Below are 16,950 nucleotides of genomic sequence, written 5' to 3' on the forward strand. Positions count from 1 at the left end.
ATTGTGCAATTTGGCTGGGGTGCAGGGATTCGAACCCCGGAATGCTGGTATCAGAAACCAGTGCCTTACCGCTTGGCGACACCCCAATAGGTGTTTTATCAAATTGTCTTTTTATGGCTGGGGTGCAGGGATTCGAACCCCGGAATGCTGGTATCAGAAACCAGAGCCTTACCGCTTGGCGACACCCCAATAATTTGGTGGCTACGACGGGATTTGAACCTGTGACCCCATCATTATGAGTGATGTGCTCTAACCAGCTGAGCTACGTAGCCTTTGTACTGCTTACTGCGTCCGACGATGGCTGGGATACCTGGATTCGAACCAGGGAATGCCGGTATCAAAAACCGGTGCCTTACCGCTTGGCGATATCCCATTCGTCGACTTTGTATCCACAACATAATCCGGATTGGCTGGGGTACCAGGATTCGAACCTGGGAATGCTGGTATCAAAAACCAGTGCCTTACCGCTTGGCGATACCCCATCCGGCTGCCGAAGACTGAAATGGTGCGGGAGGCGAGACTTGAACTCGCACACCTTGCGGCGCTAGAACCTAAATCTAGTGCGTCTACCAATTTCGCCACTCCCGCAAAAAGATGGTGGCTACGACGGGATTTGAACCTGTGACCCCATCATTATGAGTGATGTGCTCTAACCAGCTGAGCTACGTAGCCATCTTTTTCGCGTAACCTTCATCGGCGTTGCGGGGCGCATTATGCGTATTGAGTCTTGTAGCGTCAACAATTTTTTTGCCGTTTTTCGCCTTAAAACGCCTGTTTGTCTGGCTTGTAACCAGGCTGGTGATTTATTCGGCTATTTTCTCAGGTTGTACGAGGAATTGCATAAAAAAGGGGCTCGAATGAGCCCCATATCTTGTTGAGTAAAAACCTTATTTATACGCGGACTGATGCACACCAACGGCACGACCTGAAGGGTCATCCATGGATTTAAAGGCTTCATCCCACTCGATCGCTTTAGCCGAAGAACAGGCCACCGATGGACCGCCTGGCACACACTCTGCGGCGCTGGCGATCGGGAACAATTCCTCAAAGATCTCGCGATACAGATACGCTTCTTTCGAGTTCGGCGTGTTGTACGGGAAGCGGAAGTGCGCAGTCGACAGCTGTTGGTCGGTGATTTGCTTCGCCGCCACTTCTTTCAGCGTATCGATCCAGCTGTAGCCAACGCCGTCAGAGAACTGCTCTTTCTGACGCCACGCCACGCTCTCCGGCAGGTAAGAAGAGAAGCATTCGCGCAGGATATGTTTTTCCATCTTGCCGTTGCTGCCGCACAGTTTGTCTGCCGGGTTGATGCGCATCGCCACGTCGAGGAATTTCTTGTCGAGGAACGGTACACGCGCTTCCACGCCCCAGGCGGACATCGCTTTGTTGGCGCGAGCACAGTCAAACATGTGCAGAGCCAGCAGTTTACGCACGTTCTCTTCGTGGAATTCTTTGGCGTTAGGCGCCTTATGGAAATAGAGGTAGCCGCCAAAGACTTCATCCGCACCTTCACCGGACAACACCATTTTGATGCCCATCGCTTTGATCTTACGCGACATTAAATACATCGGCGTAGATGCGCGAATGGTGGTCACATCATAAGTTTCGATGTGGTAAATCACGTCACGGATCGCATCCAGGCCTTCCTGCACGGTGAAATGGATTTCGTGGTGCACGGTACCGAGGTGTTCTGCGACTGATTTCGCTGCTTTCAGGTCTGGAGAACCTTCCAGGCCAACCGCGAAGGAGTGCAGCTGCGGCCACCATGCATCGCTCTTATCCGCATCTTCAACACGTTTCGCAGCAAAGCGTTTGGTCACGGCAGAGATGATGGATGAGTCCAGGCCGCCAGACAGCAGCACGCCGTAAGGCACATCAGACATCAGGTGACTTTTTACTGACTCTTCCAGCGCATGTTTCAGCTCGGCGGCATCCGTAGTGTTGTGCTCAACGGCGGAATATTCCATCCAGTCACGCTGCCAGTAACGACGGGTTTCACCATCGGCGCTCGACATGTAGCTTCCCGGCGGGAACTCTTTGATGCTGCGGCACACCGGCACCAGCGCTTTCATCTCGGAAGCGACATACAGGTTGCCGTGCTCGTCGTTGCCCATATACAGCGGGATAATGCCGATATGGTCGCGACCAATCAGATATTGTTGCTTCACGCTGTCCCACAGGATGAAGGCGAACATGCCTTGCAGTTCGTCGAGGAAATCGACGCCTTTTTCCTGATACAGCGCGAGGATCACTTCACAGTCAGAACCGGTCTGGAAAGCGTAACGATCGCTCAACTCAGCACGCAGCGCCTGATGGTTGTAAATTTCGCCGTTAACAGCCAGTACGTGGGTGTGGTCAGCGTTATACAGCGGCTGCGCGCCGTTGTTAACGTCAACAATCGACAGACGCTCATGCACCAGAATGGCTTTATCATCCGCATAAACACCTGACCAATCCGGGCCGCGGTGACGCATCAGACGAGAAGATTCCAGCGCTTTCTTGCGCAGCTCAATAGGATCGCTTTTCAGATCCAGCACACCAAAAATTGAACACATAACTGACTCCTGATCTCACCTTGTGGCGAAGTTATTTCTACGTTTGTCCGGCAGCATTGACTGCGTGATGTATAAGAAAATGCGCTAAATGGTGGTGTTAGTGCAAGCAAAATTGCGATTCTTTGATAAAAAGAATGTTGATGAGCAACTAATAATGAATATTATTCAATTAATGCGTATTTATTTTAGATGCTATCTAATGAAACTGCATTATCGTTCGTTTTGTAAGCATGTTGCGAGCGGCAAAGAAAGGCTTAACTACAGAAAAAACAAAAGCCCTGCATAAGCAGGGCTATAAGAAGAGGTGATGGTTGGAATCAGAACAGGTCGATATCGGCGACCGATGGATAGATCCAATCCGGGCGGAAAGGCATCGCATCAATATCACTCAGCGTGGATACGCCAGACAGCACCAGAATAGTTTCCAGACCCGCCTGGAAGCCCGCCAGAATGTCTGTGCGCAGGTTATCGCCGACAATGACCGTCTCTTCCGAATGCGCATGCATTTTGTTTAACGCTGCACGCATGATGTACGGGCTCGGCTTGCCGACATAAAACGGTTTACGGCCGGAGATGGTTTCGATACCGGCGCAGAGCGCACCGCAGGCCGGAACAAAGCCGCGCGCGTGGGTATCAGGATTGGTGGCGATAAAACGGGCACCATTGGCAACAAAGAAAGCGGCTTTATGCATCATCTCCCAGTTGAAGGAGCGCGTTTCACCGACGATAACGAAATCTGGATTAACGTCGGTGATGGTGAAGCCAGCTTTATACAGCTCATGAATCAGCGCACCTTCGCCAATTACGTAGGCTTTTTTCCCTTCCTGACGGCGCAGGAAATCGGCGGTGGCCATCGCCGAGGTGTAAAACACCGTATCCGGTACGTCAATGCCGGCGTTGGCAAAGCGGTTCGCCAGATCCAGCGCGGTTTGCGAAGGATAGTTGGTCAACACCACCAACGGCATATCCTTCGCCAGAATGCGCTGCAGAAATTCTTTCGCGCCGGGAACGGCGGTATTGTCATGCATCAACACGCCGTCGATGTCACAGATTACGCTTTTAATCGTCATAGATTGCATCCGGTCGGGCCTGCTTGACAGCAGGCTGGTGATTACTCTTCCAGCAGATGTTGCAACAAAATGCCATTCAGCATTGCGCGTTTTGCTAACGCAAAGGCGCCAATCGCCGAGCGATGATCGAGCTCGGAACGCACCACCGGCAGATTTTTACGGAAGGCAGGCAGCGTCTGCGTATTGATACACCCTTCAATGGCAGGAAACAGCACTTTATCGGCTTCAGTGATTTCACCGGCCAACACCACTTTTTGCGGATTGAACAGGTTGATGGCGATAGCAATCGCCTTGCCTAAATAGCGGCCGACATATTCAATCACTTCGCACGCCAGCGCGTCGCCTTGATTAGCGGCGCGGCAAATCTGCGGCATCAGGCAATCATTCAAAGTTAATGAGCTGGGATAGCCTTGATTCAGCAGGTGACGCACGCGGTTTTCAATTGCACCATTAGCCGCAATGGTTTCCAGGCAGCCAAAATTGCCGCAGTGGCAACGTTCACCTAACGGATCAACCTGAATATGACCAATCTCGCCAACGTTGCCGTTACTGCCGAGGAAGATATGGCCGTTAGCGATTATTCCGGCACCGGTACCGCGATGTAAACGCACCAGAATGGAGTCTGCGCAATCGCGACTTGCACCGAAGTAGTGCTCGGCCAGCGCCAGGCTGCGGATGTCATGACCAACAAAGCTGGTGACGTTGAAATGTTTTTTCAGGCTGGAAACCAGCGGCCAGTGACTTACCGCAATATGCGGCATGTAACGAATGATGCCGTTAATGGGATCAACCAAACCGGGCAAAATCACCGAGATGGCAATCAGCTCATGAATCTTACGCTGATGCGCGGCGATAAAGGCGCTGATAGCATTGAACAGCGCGTTCTCCAGCGTTTCCTGCGTGCGCTCGGGCAGCGGATAATCTTCCTGCGCCAGCGATTTTCCGCTCAGATCAAACAGCGTCAACGTCGCGTCATTACGCCCTAAGCGCACGCCGATAGTATGAAAATGACGGGTTTCAGTAATGATGGAGATCGCGCGACGCCCACCGGTGGAGGCTTGTTGCTCCACCTCTTTGATAAGGCCGCGCTCAATGAGCTGGCGGGTAATTTTGGTGACACTGGCGGGCGCAAGCTGACTGTGTTCGGCAATCTGAATGCGCGAAATTGGCCCCTGCTGATCGATTAGCCGATAAACGGCTGCACTATTGAGTTGTTTAACAAGATCAACATTTCCTATTTGAGACTGGCCGCCAGTGGTCATTCAATGCTTACTCGCTGAGGACGTTGTCTCCGTTGACGAACGTCTTAGTGATTTGATAATCGCGGGTAAAGACAGTCAGGTTGGCGACTTTTCCTGCTTCGACCGTGCCTAACTGCTTCTCCACACCCATCGCCTGCGCCGGATAGAGCGTCGCCATACGCAGCGCTTCATCAAGAGCGATACCGCAATGTTCAACGCTGTTCTGCACTGCTTCAATCATGGTCAAGGCAGAACCGCTGAGCGTACCGTTCTCGTCAACGCACAGGCCATCGCGATAGTATATTGTTTTGCCTGCAAAAATGAATTGATCAATCGACGCGCCCGCCGGTGCTGTGGCATCCGTCACTAACACCAGTTTGTCGCCTTTAATGCGTTTTGCATTGCGCACATTAGCGTAATGGACATGTAAACCATCCGCAATGATGCCGCAGTATACATCAGGCGAATCAAACAGCGCACCGATCAGACCTGGCTCACGTCCAGCGAAGGTTGGCATGGCATTATAAAGATGCGTGGCAAAACTGACGCCTGCGCTGAAGCCAATTTTTGCTTCTTCATAGGTCGCGTTGGAGTGACCGGCTGACACGATAATGCCGGCATCACGCAGCTTGCGAATCACTTCACTACCTGCATTTTCAGGTGCCAGCGTGACTTTAGTAATGACGTCGGCATTGGCGCAGAGGAAGTCCACCAGCTCGGCATCCGGCAGGCGAATCAACTCAGGATTGTGCGTGCCTTTCTTGGCTTTATTCAGCCACGGACCTTCCAGATGCAGGCCGACAGCCTGATTCTGATGCTTCTCCAGATAGGCGCGCATGGTTTCGACGGCGCGTTTCATCAGCGCATCGGTGCTGGTAATCAGTGTTGGCAAATAGCTGGTGCAGCCTGATTTCTCGTTGGCGCGTTGCATGATCTCCAGCGTCTCAACGCTTAATGCATTGATGTCATCATTGAACTGCACGCCGCCGCAGCCGTTAAGCTGCAAATCAATAAAACCAGGAGCGATAAACGCACCAGCCACATCCTGCTGTGCAATTGCCGCGTCCAGGGCATCACGCGGACACACGCGCTCAATCAGGCCATCTGCAATCACAACTGCATGATTGTCCAGAATTTCATGACCAGTAAAAATCCGGCCGTTCACTAATGCGTACATCGTTTCTCTCTCCCGGCTAAGCCTGCTGCCTAAAAGCAGCAGGTTTTGTTACAACGTGTTTTCACACACCTTTCATATTTTCCGCTTCCATTTCGCGGAAATATTTCACGGTTTTTACTTTCAGTTCCATGGTGGCTGGTTCGTCACAGACCACGACAGATTTGGCATGCAGCTGCAGGCAGCTGATGGTCCACATGTGGTTGACGTTACCTTCAACTGCAGCCTGCAGCGCTTGCGCTTTAAGATGGCCGGTAACCAGAATCATCACTTCTTCTGCATCCAGCAGCGTACCGACACCAACCGTCAGGGCGTATTTCGGCACCTGATCTACATCACCGTTAAAGAAACGTGAGTTTGCAATGCGCGTATCGTGCGTCAGGGTTTTGATGCGGGTACGTGAGGAGAGGGAGGAAGCCGGTTCGTTGAATGCAATGTGACCGTCGTTGCCCACGCCGCCCATAAACAGGTTAATTTTGCCATAAACGCGGATCTTCTCTTCGTATTGGCGACATTCTGCTTCAATATCTTCGGCATTGCCATTCAGAAGATTGATATTTTGCTCTTGAATATCAACATGATCGAAAAAGTTACGGTACATGAAGCTGTGGTAACTTTCCGGATGCTCTTTTGGCAGGCCAACGTACTCATCCATGTTGAAGGTGACAACGTGCTTGAAACTAACCTGGCCCGCTTTGTGCATATCGATCAGGTGCTTGTAAGCTTCCAGTGGTGTTCCACCGGTTGGCAGACCCAGCACGAAGGGACGTTCTGCGCTAGGCTTAAACGCATTAATGCGGTTAACAATGTGGCGTGCAGCCCATTTACCCACTTGGGTCGGTGTGGCCAAAGGGATCAGTCTCATGTCTTCACCTCAATTAAGATTGGAAATGTGGAGTTGCCGTTTCTCTGACAGTTTTCTGACTTTAAGCGTAATGCGTTTAAGCGTAGCCATCCGGGAAAAGTGCGACTCGATATTTTTCATCATAAAATAAGTTTGTGGTGCTGGCTAGCATTTCGCATTATCAAACCACCATTTTGGTGATTAAAGTCACAGTTGCAGTGGTTTTAATTTGCGAGGCGAATTAATTTATCTTTACACTGCGCCTCGTGGTGAAAAGTGTCATCAAGGTAACGGGCGACGGGATAATAAAATCAACCTGCGCCACGGCAAAACGCCAGTCTCATAGGGGGAGAATAAGGTGAGTATTCTAGGATATCTGCAAAAGGTCGGCCGCGCGCTTATGGTGCCGGTAGCGACTCTGCCGGCAGCGGCAATCTTGATGGGCGTTGGATATTGGATCGATCCAGATAGCTGGGGCGCAGGCAATGCGCTGGCGGCACTGTTGATCAAATCCGGTTCAGCGATCATCGACAACATGTCCGTGCTGTTTGCCATTGGTGTGGCATACGGTATGTCAAAAGATAAAGACGGTGCAGCAGCGTTAACCGGCTTCGTCGGTTTCCTGGTGGTGACCACACTCTGTTCACCGGCTGCGGTCGCGATGATTCAGAAAATACCGGTGGAGCAGGTACCTGCCGCCTTCGGTAAAATCAATAACCAGTTTGTTGGTATCCTGGTGGGTATTCTCTCTGCTGAGGTTTATAACCGCTTCAGCCATGTTGAGTTGCCAAAAGCGCTGTCGTTCTTCAGCGGCCGTCGTCTGGTGCCGATCCTTGTCTCCTTCCTGATGATTGTCGTCGCCTTCGTACTGATGTATGTCTGGCCGATCATTTTCGGTGGACTGGTGAGCTTTGGTGAGCACATCCAGAAAATGGGCTCAATCGGTGCGGGCGTCTACGCCTTCTTTAACCGCCTGCTGATTCCTGTTGGTCTGCATCACGCGTTGAACTCAGTATTCTGGTTCGACGTTGCCGGTATCAACGATATTCCTAAATTCCTCGGCGGCGCGCAGTCTATCGCTGAAGGTACAGGTATCCCAGGCATCACTGGTCGTTATCAGGCGGGCTTCTTCCCAATCATGATGTTCGGTCTTCCTGGTGCAGCGCTGGCAATTTACCACTGCGCACGCCCGGAAAACCGGGCCAAAGTCGGCGGTATCATGCTGGCAGCGGCCTTTGCCGCCTTCTTTACAGGTATCACCGAACCGCTGGAGTTCTCCTTCATGTTCGTGGCGCCGGTGCTGTATGTGATTCACGCGGCACTGACCGGTCTTTCTGTGTTCATCGCCGCGAGCATGCAGTGGATTGCCGGTTTCGGCTTCAGTGCGGGTCTGGTGGATATGGTGCTGTCAACGCGTAACCCGCTGGCAGTGCACTGGTGGATGCTGATCCCACAAGGTCTGGTGTTCTTCGTTATCTACTACGCGGTGTTCCGCTTCACCATCCAGAAATTCAATCTGATGACACCTGGCCGCGAACTCTCTGCGGGCGATGAAACCGATGGTTATGACGTAAATGTCGATAACAGCGGCAACGGTGAAAGCCAAACTGAATCTCTGGCGCGTCGTTACATTGCGGCGGTAGGTGGCTCAGAAAACCTGACCAACATTGATGCCTGTATCACGCGTCTGCGTCTGAACGTTAAAGACTCGGCGCAGGTTAATGAAGGTGTCGCTAAACGTCTCGGTGCTTCAGGTGTGATTCGCCTGAACAAGCAGAGCGTGCAGGTTATCGTCGGTACTCAGGCAGAAAGCATTGCAACAGCAATGAAAACCGTGCTGAGCAAAGGTCCGGTTGCGGCATCTGCCGCGGCGTCAACGCCAGCGCCTGCTGCTGCAGTAAAACCGCAGGCGGTGCTGAACAGCGAAAAAGCCGTGATTGCTACGCTGCTGGCGCCAGTAACCGGTGACATTGTTGCGCTGGAAAATGTGCCTGACGAAGCGTTCGCCAGCAAGGCAGTCGGTGATGGTCTGGCCATCAAGCCAACCGGCAAAACCGTGGTTGCGCCAACCGCCGGAACCGTGGTGAAGATCTTCAATACCAACCATGCGTTCTGCCTTGAGGCGGAAAACGGCGTCGAGATCGTGGTACATATGGGGCTGGATACAGTAGCGCTGGAAGGCAAAGGCTTCACGCGTCTGGTTGAAGAGGGCGCAACGGTCACTGCAGGTCAGCCAATCCTGGAAATGGATCTGGACTTCCTCAATGCCAACGCCCGCTCGATGATCAGTCCGGTTGTGGTCAGCAATAGCGATGATTTCGCTGGTCTGAATTTACTGGCAACCGGTTCAGTGGTTGCAGGCCAAACCCCGCTCTACGAGGTTAAAGGCTAAGTCCTTGTGATTGAGCCAGAAGGCAGGAAGCGATTCCTGCCTTTTTTGTTTTAAAACGACCAACAAACGGTTGTTTCCCTCCTGCGCTTTGTGGATCATACTCCGTTACTTCGTGGTACAAATCACCCGTTATAGTTTTTGAGGATTTTGAGATGAGTGAGGCTGAAGCCCGCCCAACGAACTTTATTCGTCAGATCATCGACGAAGATTTGGCGAGCGGTAAGCACAACAGTGTGCATACCCGTTTCCCGCCTGAGCCCAATGGTTATCTGCATATTGGCCATGCGAAATCTATCTGCCTGAACTTTGGTATCGCGCAAGACTACCAAGGTCAGTGCAATCTGCGTTTCGACGACACTAATCCAGTAAAAGAAGATCTGGAGTTTGTCGAATCCATTAAGCGTGACGTGCAATGGCTGGGCTTTGAGTGGAGCGGCAACATTCGTTACTCCTCAGACTACTTCGACCAACTGTTCAACTATGCGGTTGAGCTGATCAATAAAGGTCTGGCTTACGTTGATGAGCTGTCGGCGGATGAGATCCGTGAGTATCGCGGTTCCCTGACGGCGCCGGGCAAAAACAGCCCATATCGCGATCGCAGCGTGGAAGAAAACCTGGCGCTGTTCCAGAAGATGCGCGATGGCGGTTTCGAAGAAGGCAAAGCCTGTCTGCGTGCTAAAATCGACATGGCGTCCAGCTTTATCGTGATGCGCGATCCGGTGCTGTACCGCATTAAGTTTGCCGATCACCATCAGACCGGCAGCAAGTGGTGCATCTACCCGATGTACGACTTCACACATTGCATTTCGGATGCGATCGAAGGCATTACGCACTCTCTCTGCACGTTGGAGTTCCAGGATAACCGTCGTTTGTACGATTGGGTGCTGGATAACATCACCATTCCGGTCCATCCGCGTCAGTACGAGTTCTCACGCCTGAATCTGGAATACGCGGTGATGTCGAAGCGTAAACTGACTCAGCTGGTAAGCGAGAAAGTTGTACAAGGCTGGGACGATCCGCGCATGCTGACCGTTTCGGGTCTGCGTCGTCGTGGTTATAGCGCCGCTTCTATCCGTGAGTTCTGCCGCCGTATCGGTGTGACCAAACAGGACAATATCGTGGAGATGGCTTCACTGGAATCGTGCATTCGTGACGATCTCAATGAAAACGCACCGCGTGCGATGGCGGTAATGGATCCGCTAAAAGTGGTGATCGAGAACCTGCCTGCAGGTCACGATGAGATCATCACTATGCCTAATCATCCGAACAAACCGGAGATGGGCACGCGTGAAGTGCCATTCAGCCGTGAAGTGTGGATCGATCGCGCTGACTTCCGTGAAGAAGCCAACAAGCAGTACAAGCGTTTGGTGCTGGGTAAAGAAGTGCGTCTGCGTAATGCTTACGTGATCCGTGCCGAACGTGTGGCGAAGGATGATGGAGGCAATATCACCTGCATCTATTGTACTTGTGACGTTGATACGCTGAGCAAAGATCCGGCCGATGGCCGTAAAGTGAAAGGCGTTATCCATTGGGTTTCTGCCATTCACGCGCTGCCAGCGGAATTCCGCCTGTACGATCGTCTGTTCAGTGTGCCAAATCCGGGCGCGGCTGAGGATTTCCTCACCACCATCAACCCGAACTCACTGGAAATCAAACAGGGCTTCGTTGAGCCTGGCTTACGTGCAGCCGATCCGATGGCACCGTATCAGTTCGAACGCGAAGGCTATTTCTGTGCTGATAGCGTCTATTCACAGCCCTCCAGGCTGGTGTTTAACCGCACCGTGGGTTTGCGTGACACCTGGGCAAAAATCGGCGATTAATATTTTTAGTCGCGAGCACGATAAGATCATGAAAGGGCGAGCAATCGCCCTTTTTTATTATCTCTATTTGGCCAGATACGACCTTTTATGCTGCACGCCCTCAACGAGCCATTAATTCCCTATTTGCGACTATTCTGACTTTAGAAAAATTAACCCATTTGGCAGTGTGAAAAACTTTTTTTCAGGTAGGCTATGCGCTCTCAGACGGTGCTCTGCGGCTTATCTAAGGAAAAAAAATGACAACTCTCGCCCAGGAAGCCAGGCATAGCGTGGTGGTTTTACATCAGCTTATTGAACGTATTTTCAATCAGGCGGAAGGCAGTGACGACAGCATTGATCTTTTTTTATCGCACTTTCATCCCGAGTTCAAAATGGTCACGCCGCAAGGCAAACGATTGGACCTCAATGAAATGGAAGTGCTGTTTCGCCAGTTGCAGGGGCAGCGTGAAGGCATGCGCATTGCCACCAGTGAGCACGCCATCATCTCGCAGCAAAGCGAGGAAGTGACGATTCAGTATCGTGAATTACAGATGATGAACGGCATCAATCAGAGCCGCATTTCACTGGCGGTATTGGATTGCAGCACCGTCATTCCGCGCTGGCGCTACCTGCAGGAAACGCTTGTCGCCTGATTACAGCCATAAAAAAACCGGCTCAAGCGCCGGTTTTTTTTATACTGCATAGCACACTCAATTACTTATCGTGGAGCGTATCGTCTTCGCGGCAGTCTCCCAGAGCACAATGACCGTACAGGTACAGGCTGTGGTTGCTGAGCTTAATGCCGTGGCGAGTGGCAATTTCACGCTGACGCGTTTCGATTGATTCATCGCTGAATTCTATAACTTTGCCACAATCCAGGCAGATCAAGTGATCGTGGTGATGCTGCTGAGTCAGTTCGAAGACAGATTTGCCGCCTTCAAAGTTGTGACGGGTTACGATGCCCGCGTCGTCAAACTGGTTAAGAACGCGATACACCGTTGCCAGACCAATCTCTTCGCCCATATCAATCAGGCGCTTATACAAATCTTCCGCACTGACGTGATGGGACTCTGGGCCGGGTCCCTGAAGCACTTCCAGAATTTTCAGTCTGGGTAGCGTGACTTTCAGGCCAGCCTTCTTCAATGCGGAGTTGTTGTCAGTCATGCGGATATTGTCCTGTTACTTTGCTAGTCACTTGCGGCGCAGGGGCCTTGAATGTTTAGGTCAACGCGCATTCTCATTTGCGTCTCATTATAGAACTCAAGCAGTGAAATGAAAACCAAGGCAACGTCATTAATCACCAAAGGTTGTAAGGATATCGTCACTAACGTCTTCAAGACGCTTGGGTTTTGGATTCCATTTCACTCAGCCTCATTCTACTGCCAGAGGAATAAGCGGATGACCATTGCGGGTATTCTACAGATTTGCGGGGAAAAGTTAAAAAACCGTAGCTATTATTTTTATAGGAAATTCCGTTACCCGATGTGAGGCAGTGCGCACATCGGGCAGAGCAGGGAATTAAGCTTCAATAATCTCTTTCAGCTGCAGCTCATCAAAGATCTGCTTCACCCACTTCTCAACGCGTTCGTTGGTCAATTCCGGCTGACGGTCTTCGTCAATGGCCAAACCAAGGAAGTTTTTGTCATCGGCCAGGCCTTTAGAGGCTTCGAAGTGATAGCCTTCGGTTGGCCAGTGACCGACGATCACCGCACCATTCGGCTCAATGATGTCACGGATAGTGCCCATCGCATCACAGAAGTACTCGGCGTAATCTTCCTGATCGCCACAACCAAACAGCGCTACCAGCTTGCCATTGAAATCAATCTCTTCCAGCGTCGGGAAGAAATCATCCCAGTCACACTGCGCTTCGCCGTAATACCAGGTTGGGATACCCAGCAGCAGGATGTCGAACGCTTCGAGATCTTCTTTGGTGCTCTTAGCAATGTCATGCACTTCGGCGACATCTTTACCCAGTTGTTTCTGGATCATCTTTGCAATGTTTTCAGTGTTGCCGGTATCGCTGCCGAAGAAAATGCCTACGATTGCCATGGGTTAGGTAACCTCTTAAATCCTGATTGTGAAAGTAAGTCAGTTGACTGCACAGTTATGCGAATAATAGCAGACCGGTAAAAAGTGCGGAACGTATAAAGCCGTGACTTTGTGTTCCAGCGTGCGGTCTTCGCGCGTTACGACAGTTTGAGCTGTGCCAGCAGCATTTGTTCAATCAATTCGCTGCGACTGATGTTTTGCTGATCGGCCAGCGTGCTGAGCGCGTCAACCGCCTCGCTCGACATCTTCAGCTCAACACGACGCAGCCCACGCACTTTATCGCGCTTGAGCTGATTGCGTTTGTTGATGCGTAACTGTTCATCACGCGTCAGCGGGCTGGTTTTCGGGCGACCAGGACGCCGCTCGTCTGCGAAAAGATCAAGCGTAGTGCGGTCTGTCTGTTCTTTTGCCATGGTTTGTAAAACTGAGTGGGCGCGAACGGCGGAAAGGCGCTGCGCGATTAAAACATTATCGGCCCGACCACGGCGAAAAAATATCCGTGGCAAATTTTTAGCGCGACATCATACTCCAGCGCCTTCCCTGACGCCAACCCTAAAGCGCAAGCGGCAAGCTTTTGCTTTTACAGGTTAAAAAAACGCCGGACGGCGCGTAACACCGCATCGGGTTTCTCGGCGTGCACCCAATGTCCAGCGCCGCTGATCACATGTGCATGCGCCTGCGGGAACTGACGCAGCAGCGCATCGCGATGCTGATTATCCAGATAAGGCGAGTCGCCGCCGCGGATAAACAGTGCCGGATGCGGCCACGATGGAATCTCTTCCCAGCCGGAAATGGTGCTGTAGTCATCCCACAGCACCGGCACATTAAAGCGCCATTCGCCCTCTGCGAAAGATTTGAGGATGAACTGGATCACGCCTTCTTCATCAATATGCTGACGCATTACTTCAGCGGCTTCGCTGCGGCGCGTGACGCCCGCGGCGCTCACGGCCCGAATAGCGGCAAAAATTTCGTCATGGCGGCGCGTTTGGTAATCAACGGGCGCGATATCGATCATTACCATTTTATCAATACGCTCCGGCGCGATGGCACTGAGTGCCATGGCGATTTTGCCGCCCATCGAGTGTCCGATTACACCCGCGCGATCGATATGGTGCGCATCCAGCGTTTCGACAATGTCCTGCGCCATCACGTGATAATTCATCTCATCGCTACGCGCCGACAAGCCGTGATTGCGCACGTCAACTTGCAGCGTCGGACGTGCATCACGCACCCCACGCGCCAGCACGCCAAGGTTATCAAGGCTGCCAAAAAGACCATGGATTAACAGAATCGGTGTGGCATCGGGGGCAGATTGTTCAGTTTGCAGACGGGCGTTCAAAATCATGGCTAAAGTTCTTACGGTTGTGACCTTGGCTTAGGTTATCATGGATTCACCTGTCCAGCAGTCAGGCCGATGGGCATTAGGGCATATTCCGACTTTTGCCCCTAAACGTTGCCAACGCTATCGGCTGCCACGGATTTAACTTTATAATCCTTATGTTAGAACCCGCTCACGTTTTGCACGACTGGATTTTGCTAAAGCCGTTGCATTAATGCGTGGTTCTGTCATTTGCCAGAATCGTACGGAAAAAGATGAAAACGATTGAAGTTGACGAAGAACTCTACCGTTATATTGCCAGCCACACGCAGCACATTGGTGAAAGCGCCTCAGATATTTTGCGCCGCATGTTGAAGTTCACCGCCGGACAGAGCGCACCCGCTGCGCCCGCCGCTGGTGCATCAATGAAAGAAGCGCAACCTGCCAGCCGTGAAGCGCGTCCTCAGGATCGCGTCCGTGCGGTACGTGAGCTGCTGCTTTCCGATGAATATGCCGAGCAGAATAAGGCGGTTAACCGCTTCATGTTGGTACTGTCAACGCTCTATCGTCTTGATCCGGCTGCGTTTGCTGAAGCTACTGCCTCGCTGCAGGGCCGTACCCGCGTCTACTTTGCGGGCGACGAGCACACGCTGCTGCAAAATGGCACCCATACCAAGCCGAAGCACGTTCCCGGCACACCGTACTGGGTGATCACGAACACCAATACAGGTCGCAAATGCAGCATGGTGGAACACATCATGCTGGCTATGCAGTTCCCACAGGAACTGACAGAGAAAGTTCGCGGCACCATTTAACTGAAGCGTCAGGGAGAAGCGCCAATGGCCAATCACCCCCGTGCCGGGCAGCCTGCCCAGCAGAGCGATTTGATTAACGTTGCACAATTAACCTCGCAGTATTACGTCCTGAAGCCCGATGTGGCGAATCCGGATCATGCGGTGAAATTTGGCACTTCAGGCCACCGCGGTAGCGCGGGACGCCAAAGCTTCAATGAACAGCACATTTTGGCGATCGCGCAGGCGATTGCTGAAGAACGTAAAAAGAATGGCATCACCGGTCCGTGCTACGTCGGTAAAGACACGCATGCGCTGTCAGAGCCGGCGATTCTGTCGGTGCTGGAAGTGCTGGCCGCTAACGGCGTGGACGTGATTGTGCAGCAGGACAATGGCTATACGCCAACGCCTGCCATCTCTAACGCGATTCTTGAGCACAACAAACGCGGCGGCGCGCAGGCGGACGGCATCGTTATCACGCCTTCGCACAACCCACCGGAAGATGGCGGTATCAAATACAATCCGCCTAACGGTGGCCCGGCTGATACCAACGTCACCAAAGTGGTGGAAGATCGCGCTAACCAGCTGATCAAAGGCGAGCTGAAAGACGTGAAACGTCTGCCGCTGGATCAGGCATGGGCGAGCGGTCACATCGTTGAGCAGGATCTGATCCAGCCATATGTTGCAGGTTTGGCGCAGGTGATTGACTTCGCCGCTATCCAGAAAGCCGGGCTGAAAATTGGCGTCGATCCGTTAGGCGGTTCCGGTATTGCTTACTGGCAGCGCATTGCTGAGCACTACAAACTGGATCTGACCATCGTGAACGATGCGATCGATCAGACTTTCCGCTTCATGCATCTGGATAAAGATGGCGTGGTGCGTATGGACTGCTCATCCGAGTGCGCGATGGCCGGTTTGCTGGCGTACAAAGACAAATTCGATCTGGCCTTTGGTAACGATCCTGATTACGACCGTCACGGCATCGTCACGCCTGCGGGTCTGATGAATCCGAACCACTATCTGGCGGTGGCGATCAACTACCTGTTCCAGCATCGCCCGCAGTGGGGCAAAGACGTTGCTGTAGGGAAAACCCTGGTTTCCAGCGCGATGATCGACCGCGTGGTCAACGACATTGGACGTAAGCTGGTGGAAGTGCCGGTTGGTTTCAAATGGTTCGTTGATGGTTTGTTCGATGGCAGCTTCGGTTTCGGCGGTGAAGAGAGCGCGGGCGCATCCTTCCTGCGTTTCGATGGCTCAGCCTGGTCAACCGATAAAGACGGCATCATTCTGTGCCTGCTGGCTGCTGAAATCACGGCGGTAACTGGCAAGAACCCGCAGCAGCACTATGACGAGCTGGCCGAACGCTTTGGTGCGCCAAGCTATAACCGTCTGCAGGCTCCGGCGACTTCTGCACAGAAAGCCGCGTTGTCTAAGCTGTCACCCGAAATGGTGAGCGCTGATACGCTGGCGGGTGATCCGATCACCGCACGCCTGACTGCCGCGCCGGGTAACGGTGCGTCAATCGGCGGTCTGAAAGTAATGACGGAAAACGGCTGGTTCGCCGCGCGTCCATCAGGTACAGAAGACGCGTACAAAATCTACTGCGAAAGCTTCCTGGGTGCTGAACATCGTCAGCAAATCGAGAAAGAAGCGGTTGAGATTGTTAGCGAAGTACTGAAAAACGCCTGATTGGGCAGTGAAGAAAAAAGGCCGCTTA

General features: G+C 52.3%; 14 protein-coding genes and 7 tRNA genes. 5 read left to right on the forward strand and 16 right to left on the reverse strand.

Annotation, left to right across the window (positions count from 1 at the left end; translation table 11 throughout):
- Positions 1-11: 11 nt before the first annotated feature.
- From K5Y32_RS01585 to nagB, 12 genes are all read right to left on the reverse strand, one after another.
- Positions 12-86 (reverse strand) — tRNA-Gln (locus K5Y32_RS01585).
- 28 nt (positions 87-114) lie between these two features.
- Positions 115-189, reverse strand: a tRNA-Gln gene (locus K5Y32_RS01590).
- A 6-nt stretch (positions 190-195) separates the two neighbouring features.
- Positions 196-272: transfer RNA gene (locus tag K5Y32_RS01595), tRNA-Met, on the reverse strand.
- A gap of 26 nt (positions 273-298) precedes the next feature.
- A tRNA-Gln gene (locus K5Y32_RS01600) sits at positions 299-373 on the reverse strand.
- A gap of 34 nt (positions 374-407) precedes the next feature.
- Positions 408-482, reverse strand: a tRNA-Gln gene (locus K5Y32_RS01605).
- Positions 483-503: 21 nt separating this feature from the next.
- Positions 504-588: transfer RNA gene (locus K5Y32_RS01610), tRNA-Leu, on the reverse strand.
- Between the two features lie 7 nt (positions 589-595).
- A tRNA-Met gene (locus tag K5Y32_RS01615) sits at positions 596-672 on the reverse strand.
- 215 nt (positions 673-887) lie between these two features.
- The gene (gene asnB / locus K5Y32_RS01620; protein WP_222181633.1) at positions 888-2,555 is read right to left on the reverse strand and encodes an asparagine synthase B; all 1,668 of its coding nucleotides are present in this window, start codon (positions 2,553-2,555) and stop codon (positions 888-890) included.
- A gap of 317 nt (positions 2,556-2,872) precedes the next feature.
- Positions 2,873-3,625 carry an HAD-IIA family hydrolase gene (locus K5Y32_RS01625; protein WP_222181634.1) on the reverse strand — a complete coding sequence of 251 codons (753 nt, stop codon included), beginning with the start codon at positions 3,623-3,625 and terminating at the stop codon, positions 2,873-2,875.
- Between the two features lie 41 nt (positions 3,626-3,666).
- Positions 3,667-4,887, reverse strand: a complete 1,221-nt coding sequence (locus K5Y32_RS01630; RefSeq protein WP_222181635.1) for an N-acetylglucosamine repressor — start codon at positions 4,885-4,887, stop codon at positions 3,667-3,669.
- A gap of 7 nt (positions 4,888-4,894) precedes the next feature.
- Complete coding sequence (nagA, locus tag K5Y32_RS01635; protein WP_222181636.1) at positions 4,895-6,043, reverse strand: N-acetylglucosamine-6-phosphate deacetylase; 1,149 nt, start codon at positions 6,041-6,043, stop codon at positions 4,895-4,897.
- A gap of 61 nt (positions 6,044-6,104) precedes the next feature.
- Positions 6,105-6,905, reverse strand: a complete 801-nt coding sequence (nagB, locus tag K5Y32_RS01640; protein WP_222181637.1) for a glucosamine-6-phosphate deaminase — start codon at positions 6,903-6,905, stop codon at positions 6,105-6,107.
- A 343-nt stretch (positions 6,906-7,248) separates the two neighbouring features.
- Here nagB and nagE point away from each other — a divergent pair, with 343 nt between their 5' ends.
- From nagE to K5Y32_RS01655, 3 genes are all read left to right on the forward strand, one after another.
- Positions 7,249-9,276: an N-acetylglucosamine-specific PTS transporter subunit IIBC gene (gene nagE, locus K5Y32_RS01645; RefSeq protein WP_222182866.1), complete on the forward strand. Its 2,028-nt coding sequence runs from the start codon at positions 7,249-7,251 to the stop codon at positions 9,274-9,276.
- A gap of 152 nt (positions 9,277-9,428) precedes the next feature.
- Positions 9,429-11,096 (forward strand): glutamine--tRNA ligase, encoded by a 1,668-nt coding sequence (gene glnS, locus K5Y32_RS01650; protein WP_222181638.1) that lies wholly within the window; start codon positions 9,429-9,431, stop codon positions 11,094-11,096.
- A gap of 236 nt (positions 11,097-11,332) precedes the next feature.
- Positions 11,333-11,728: a hypothetical protein gene (locus K5Y32_RS01655; protein ID WP_222181639.1), complete on the forward strand. Its 396-nt coding sequence runs from the start codon at positions 11,333-11,335 to the stop codon at positions 11,726-11,728.
- 61 nt (positions 11,729-11,789) lie between these two features.
- Here the strand turns inward: K5Y32_RS01655 and fur are convergent, their stop codons facing one another.
- The 4 genes from fur to ybfF all read right to left on the reverse strand — a co-directional run bounded on the left by fur (position 11,790) and on the right by ybfF (position 14,469).
- Positions 11,790-12,239, reverse strand: coding sequence for a ferric iron uptake transcriptional regulator (gene fur / locus K5Y32_RS01660; protein ID WP_007890672.1), 450 nt, complete (start codon positions 12,237-12,239; stop codon positions 11,790-11,792).
- 354 nt (positions 12,240-12,593) lie between these two features.
- A complete protein-coding gene (gene fldA, locus K5Y32_RS01665; RefSeq protein WP_110865727.1) occupies positions 12,594-13,124 on the reverse strand; it encodes a flavodoxin FldA in 531 nt (176 codons plus the stop codon).
- 137 nt (positions 13,125-13,261) lie between these two features.
- Entirely contained in the window at positions 13,262-13,537 is a 276-nt protein-coding gene (gene ybfE, locus K5Y32_RS01670; RefSeq protein WP_007890670.1) for a LexA regulated protein, read from the reverse strand.
- 167 nt (positions 13,538-13,704) lie between these two features.
- The gene (gene ybfF / locus K5Y32_RS01675; RefSeq protein WP_222181640.1) at positions 13,705-14,469 is read right to left on the reverse strand and encodes an esterase; all 765 of its coding nucleotides are present in this window, start codon (positions 14,467-14,469) and stop codon (positions 13,705-13,707) included.
- Positions 14,470-14,717: 248 nt separating this feature from the next.
- Between ybfF and seqA the strand changes: the two genes are divergently transcribed.
- Positions 14,718-15,257, forward strand: coding sequence for a replication initiation negative regulator SeqA (gene seqA / locus K5Y32_RS01680; RefSeq protein ID WP_110865729.1), 540 nt, complete (start codon positions 14,718-14,720; stop codon positions 15,255-15,257).
- A 24-nt stretch (positions 15,258-15,281) separates the two neighbouring features.
- Positions 15,282-16,922, forward strand: a complete 1,641-nt coding sequence (pgm, locus tag K5Y32_RS01685; RefSeq protein ID WP_222181641.1) for a phosphoglucomutase (alpha-D-glucose-1,6-bisphosphate-dependent) — start codon at positions 15,282-15,284, stop codon at positions 16,920-16,922.
- Positions 16,923-16,950 lie beyond the last annotated feature (28 nt).

The sequence above is a fragment of the Pantoea sp. DY-15 genome (assembly GCF_019795935.1).
In the GTDB taxonomy this organism is placed as follows: domain Bacteria; phylum Pseudomonadota; class Gammaproteobacteria; order Enterobacterales; family Enterobacteriaceae; genus Pantoea; species Pantoea leporis.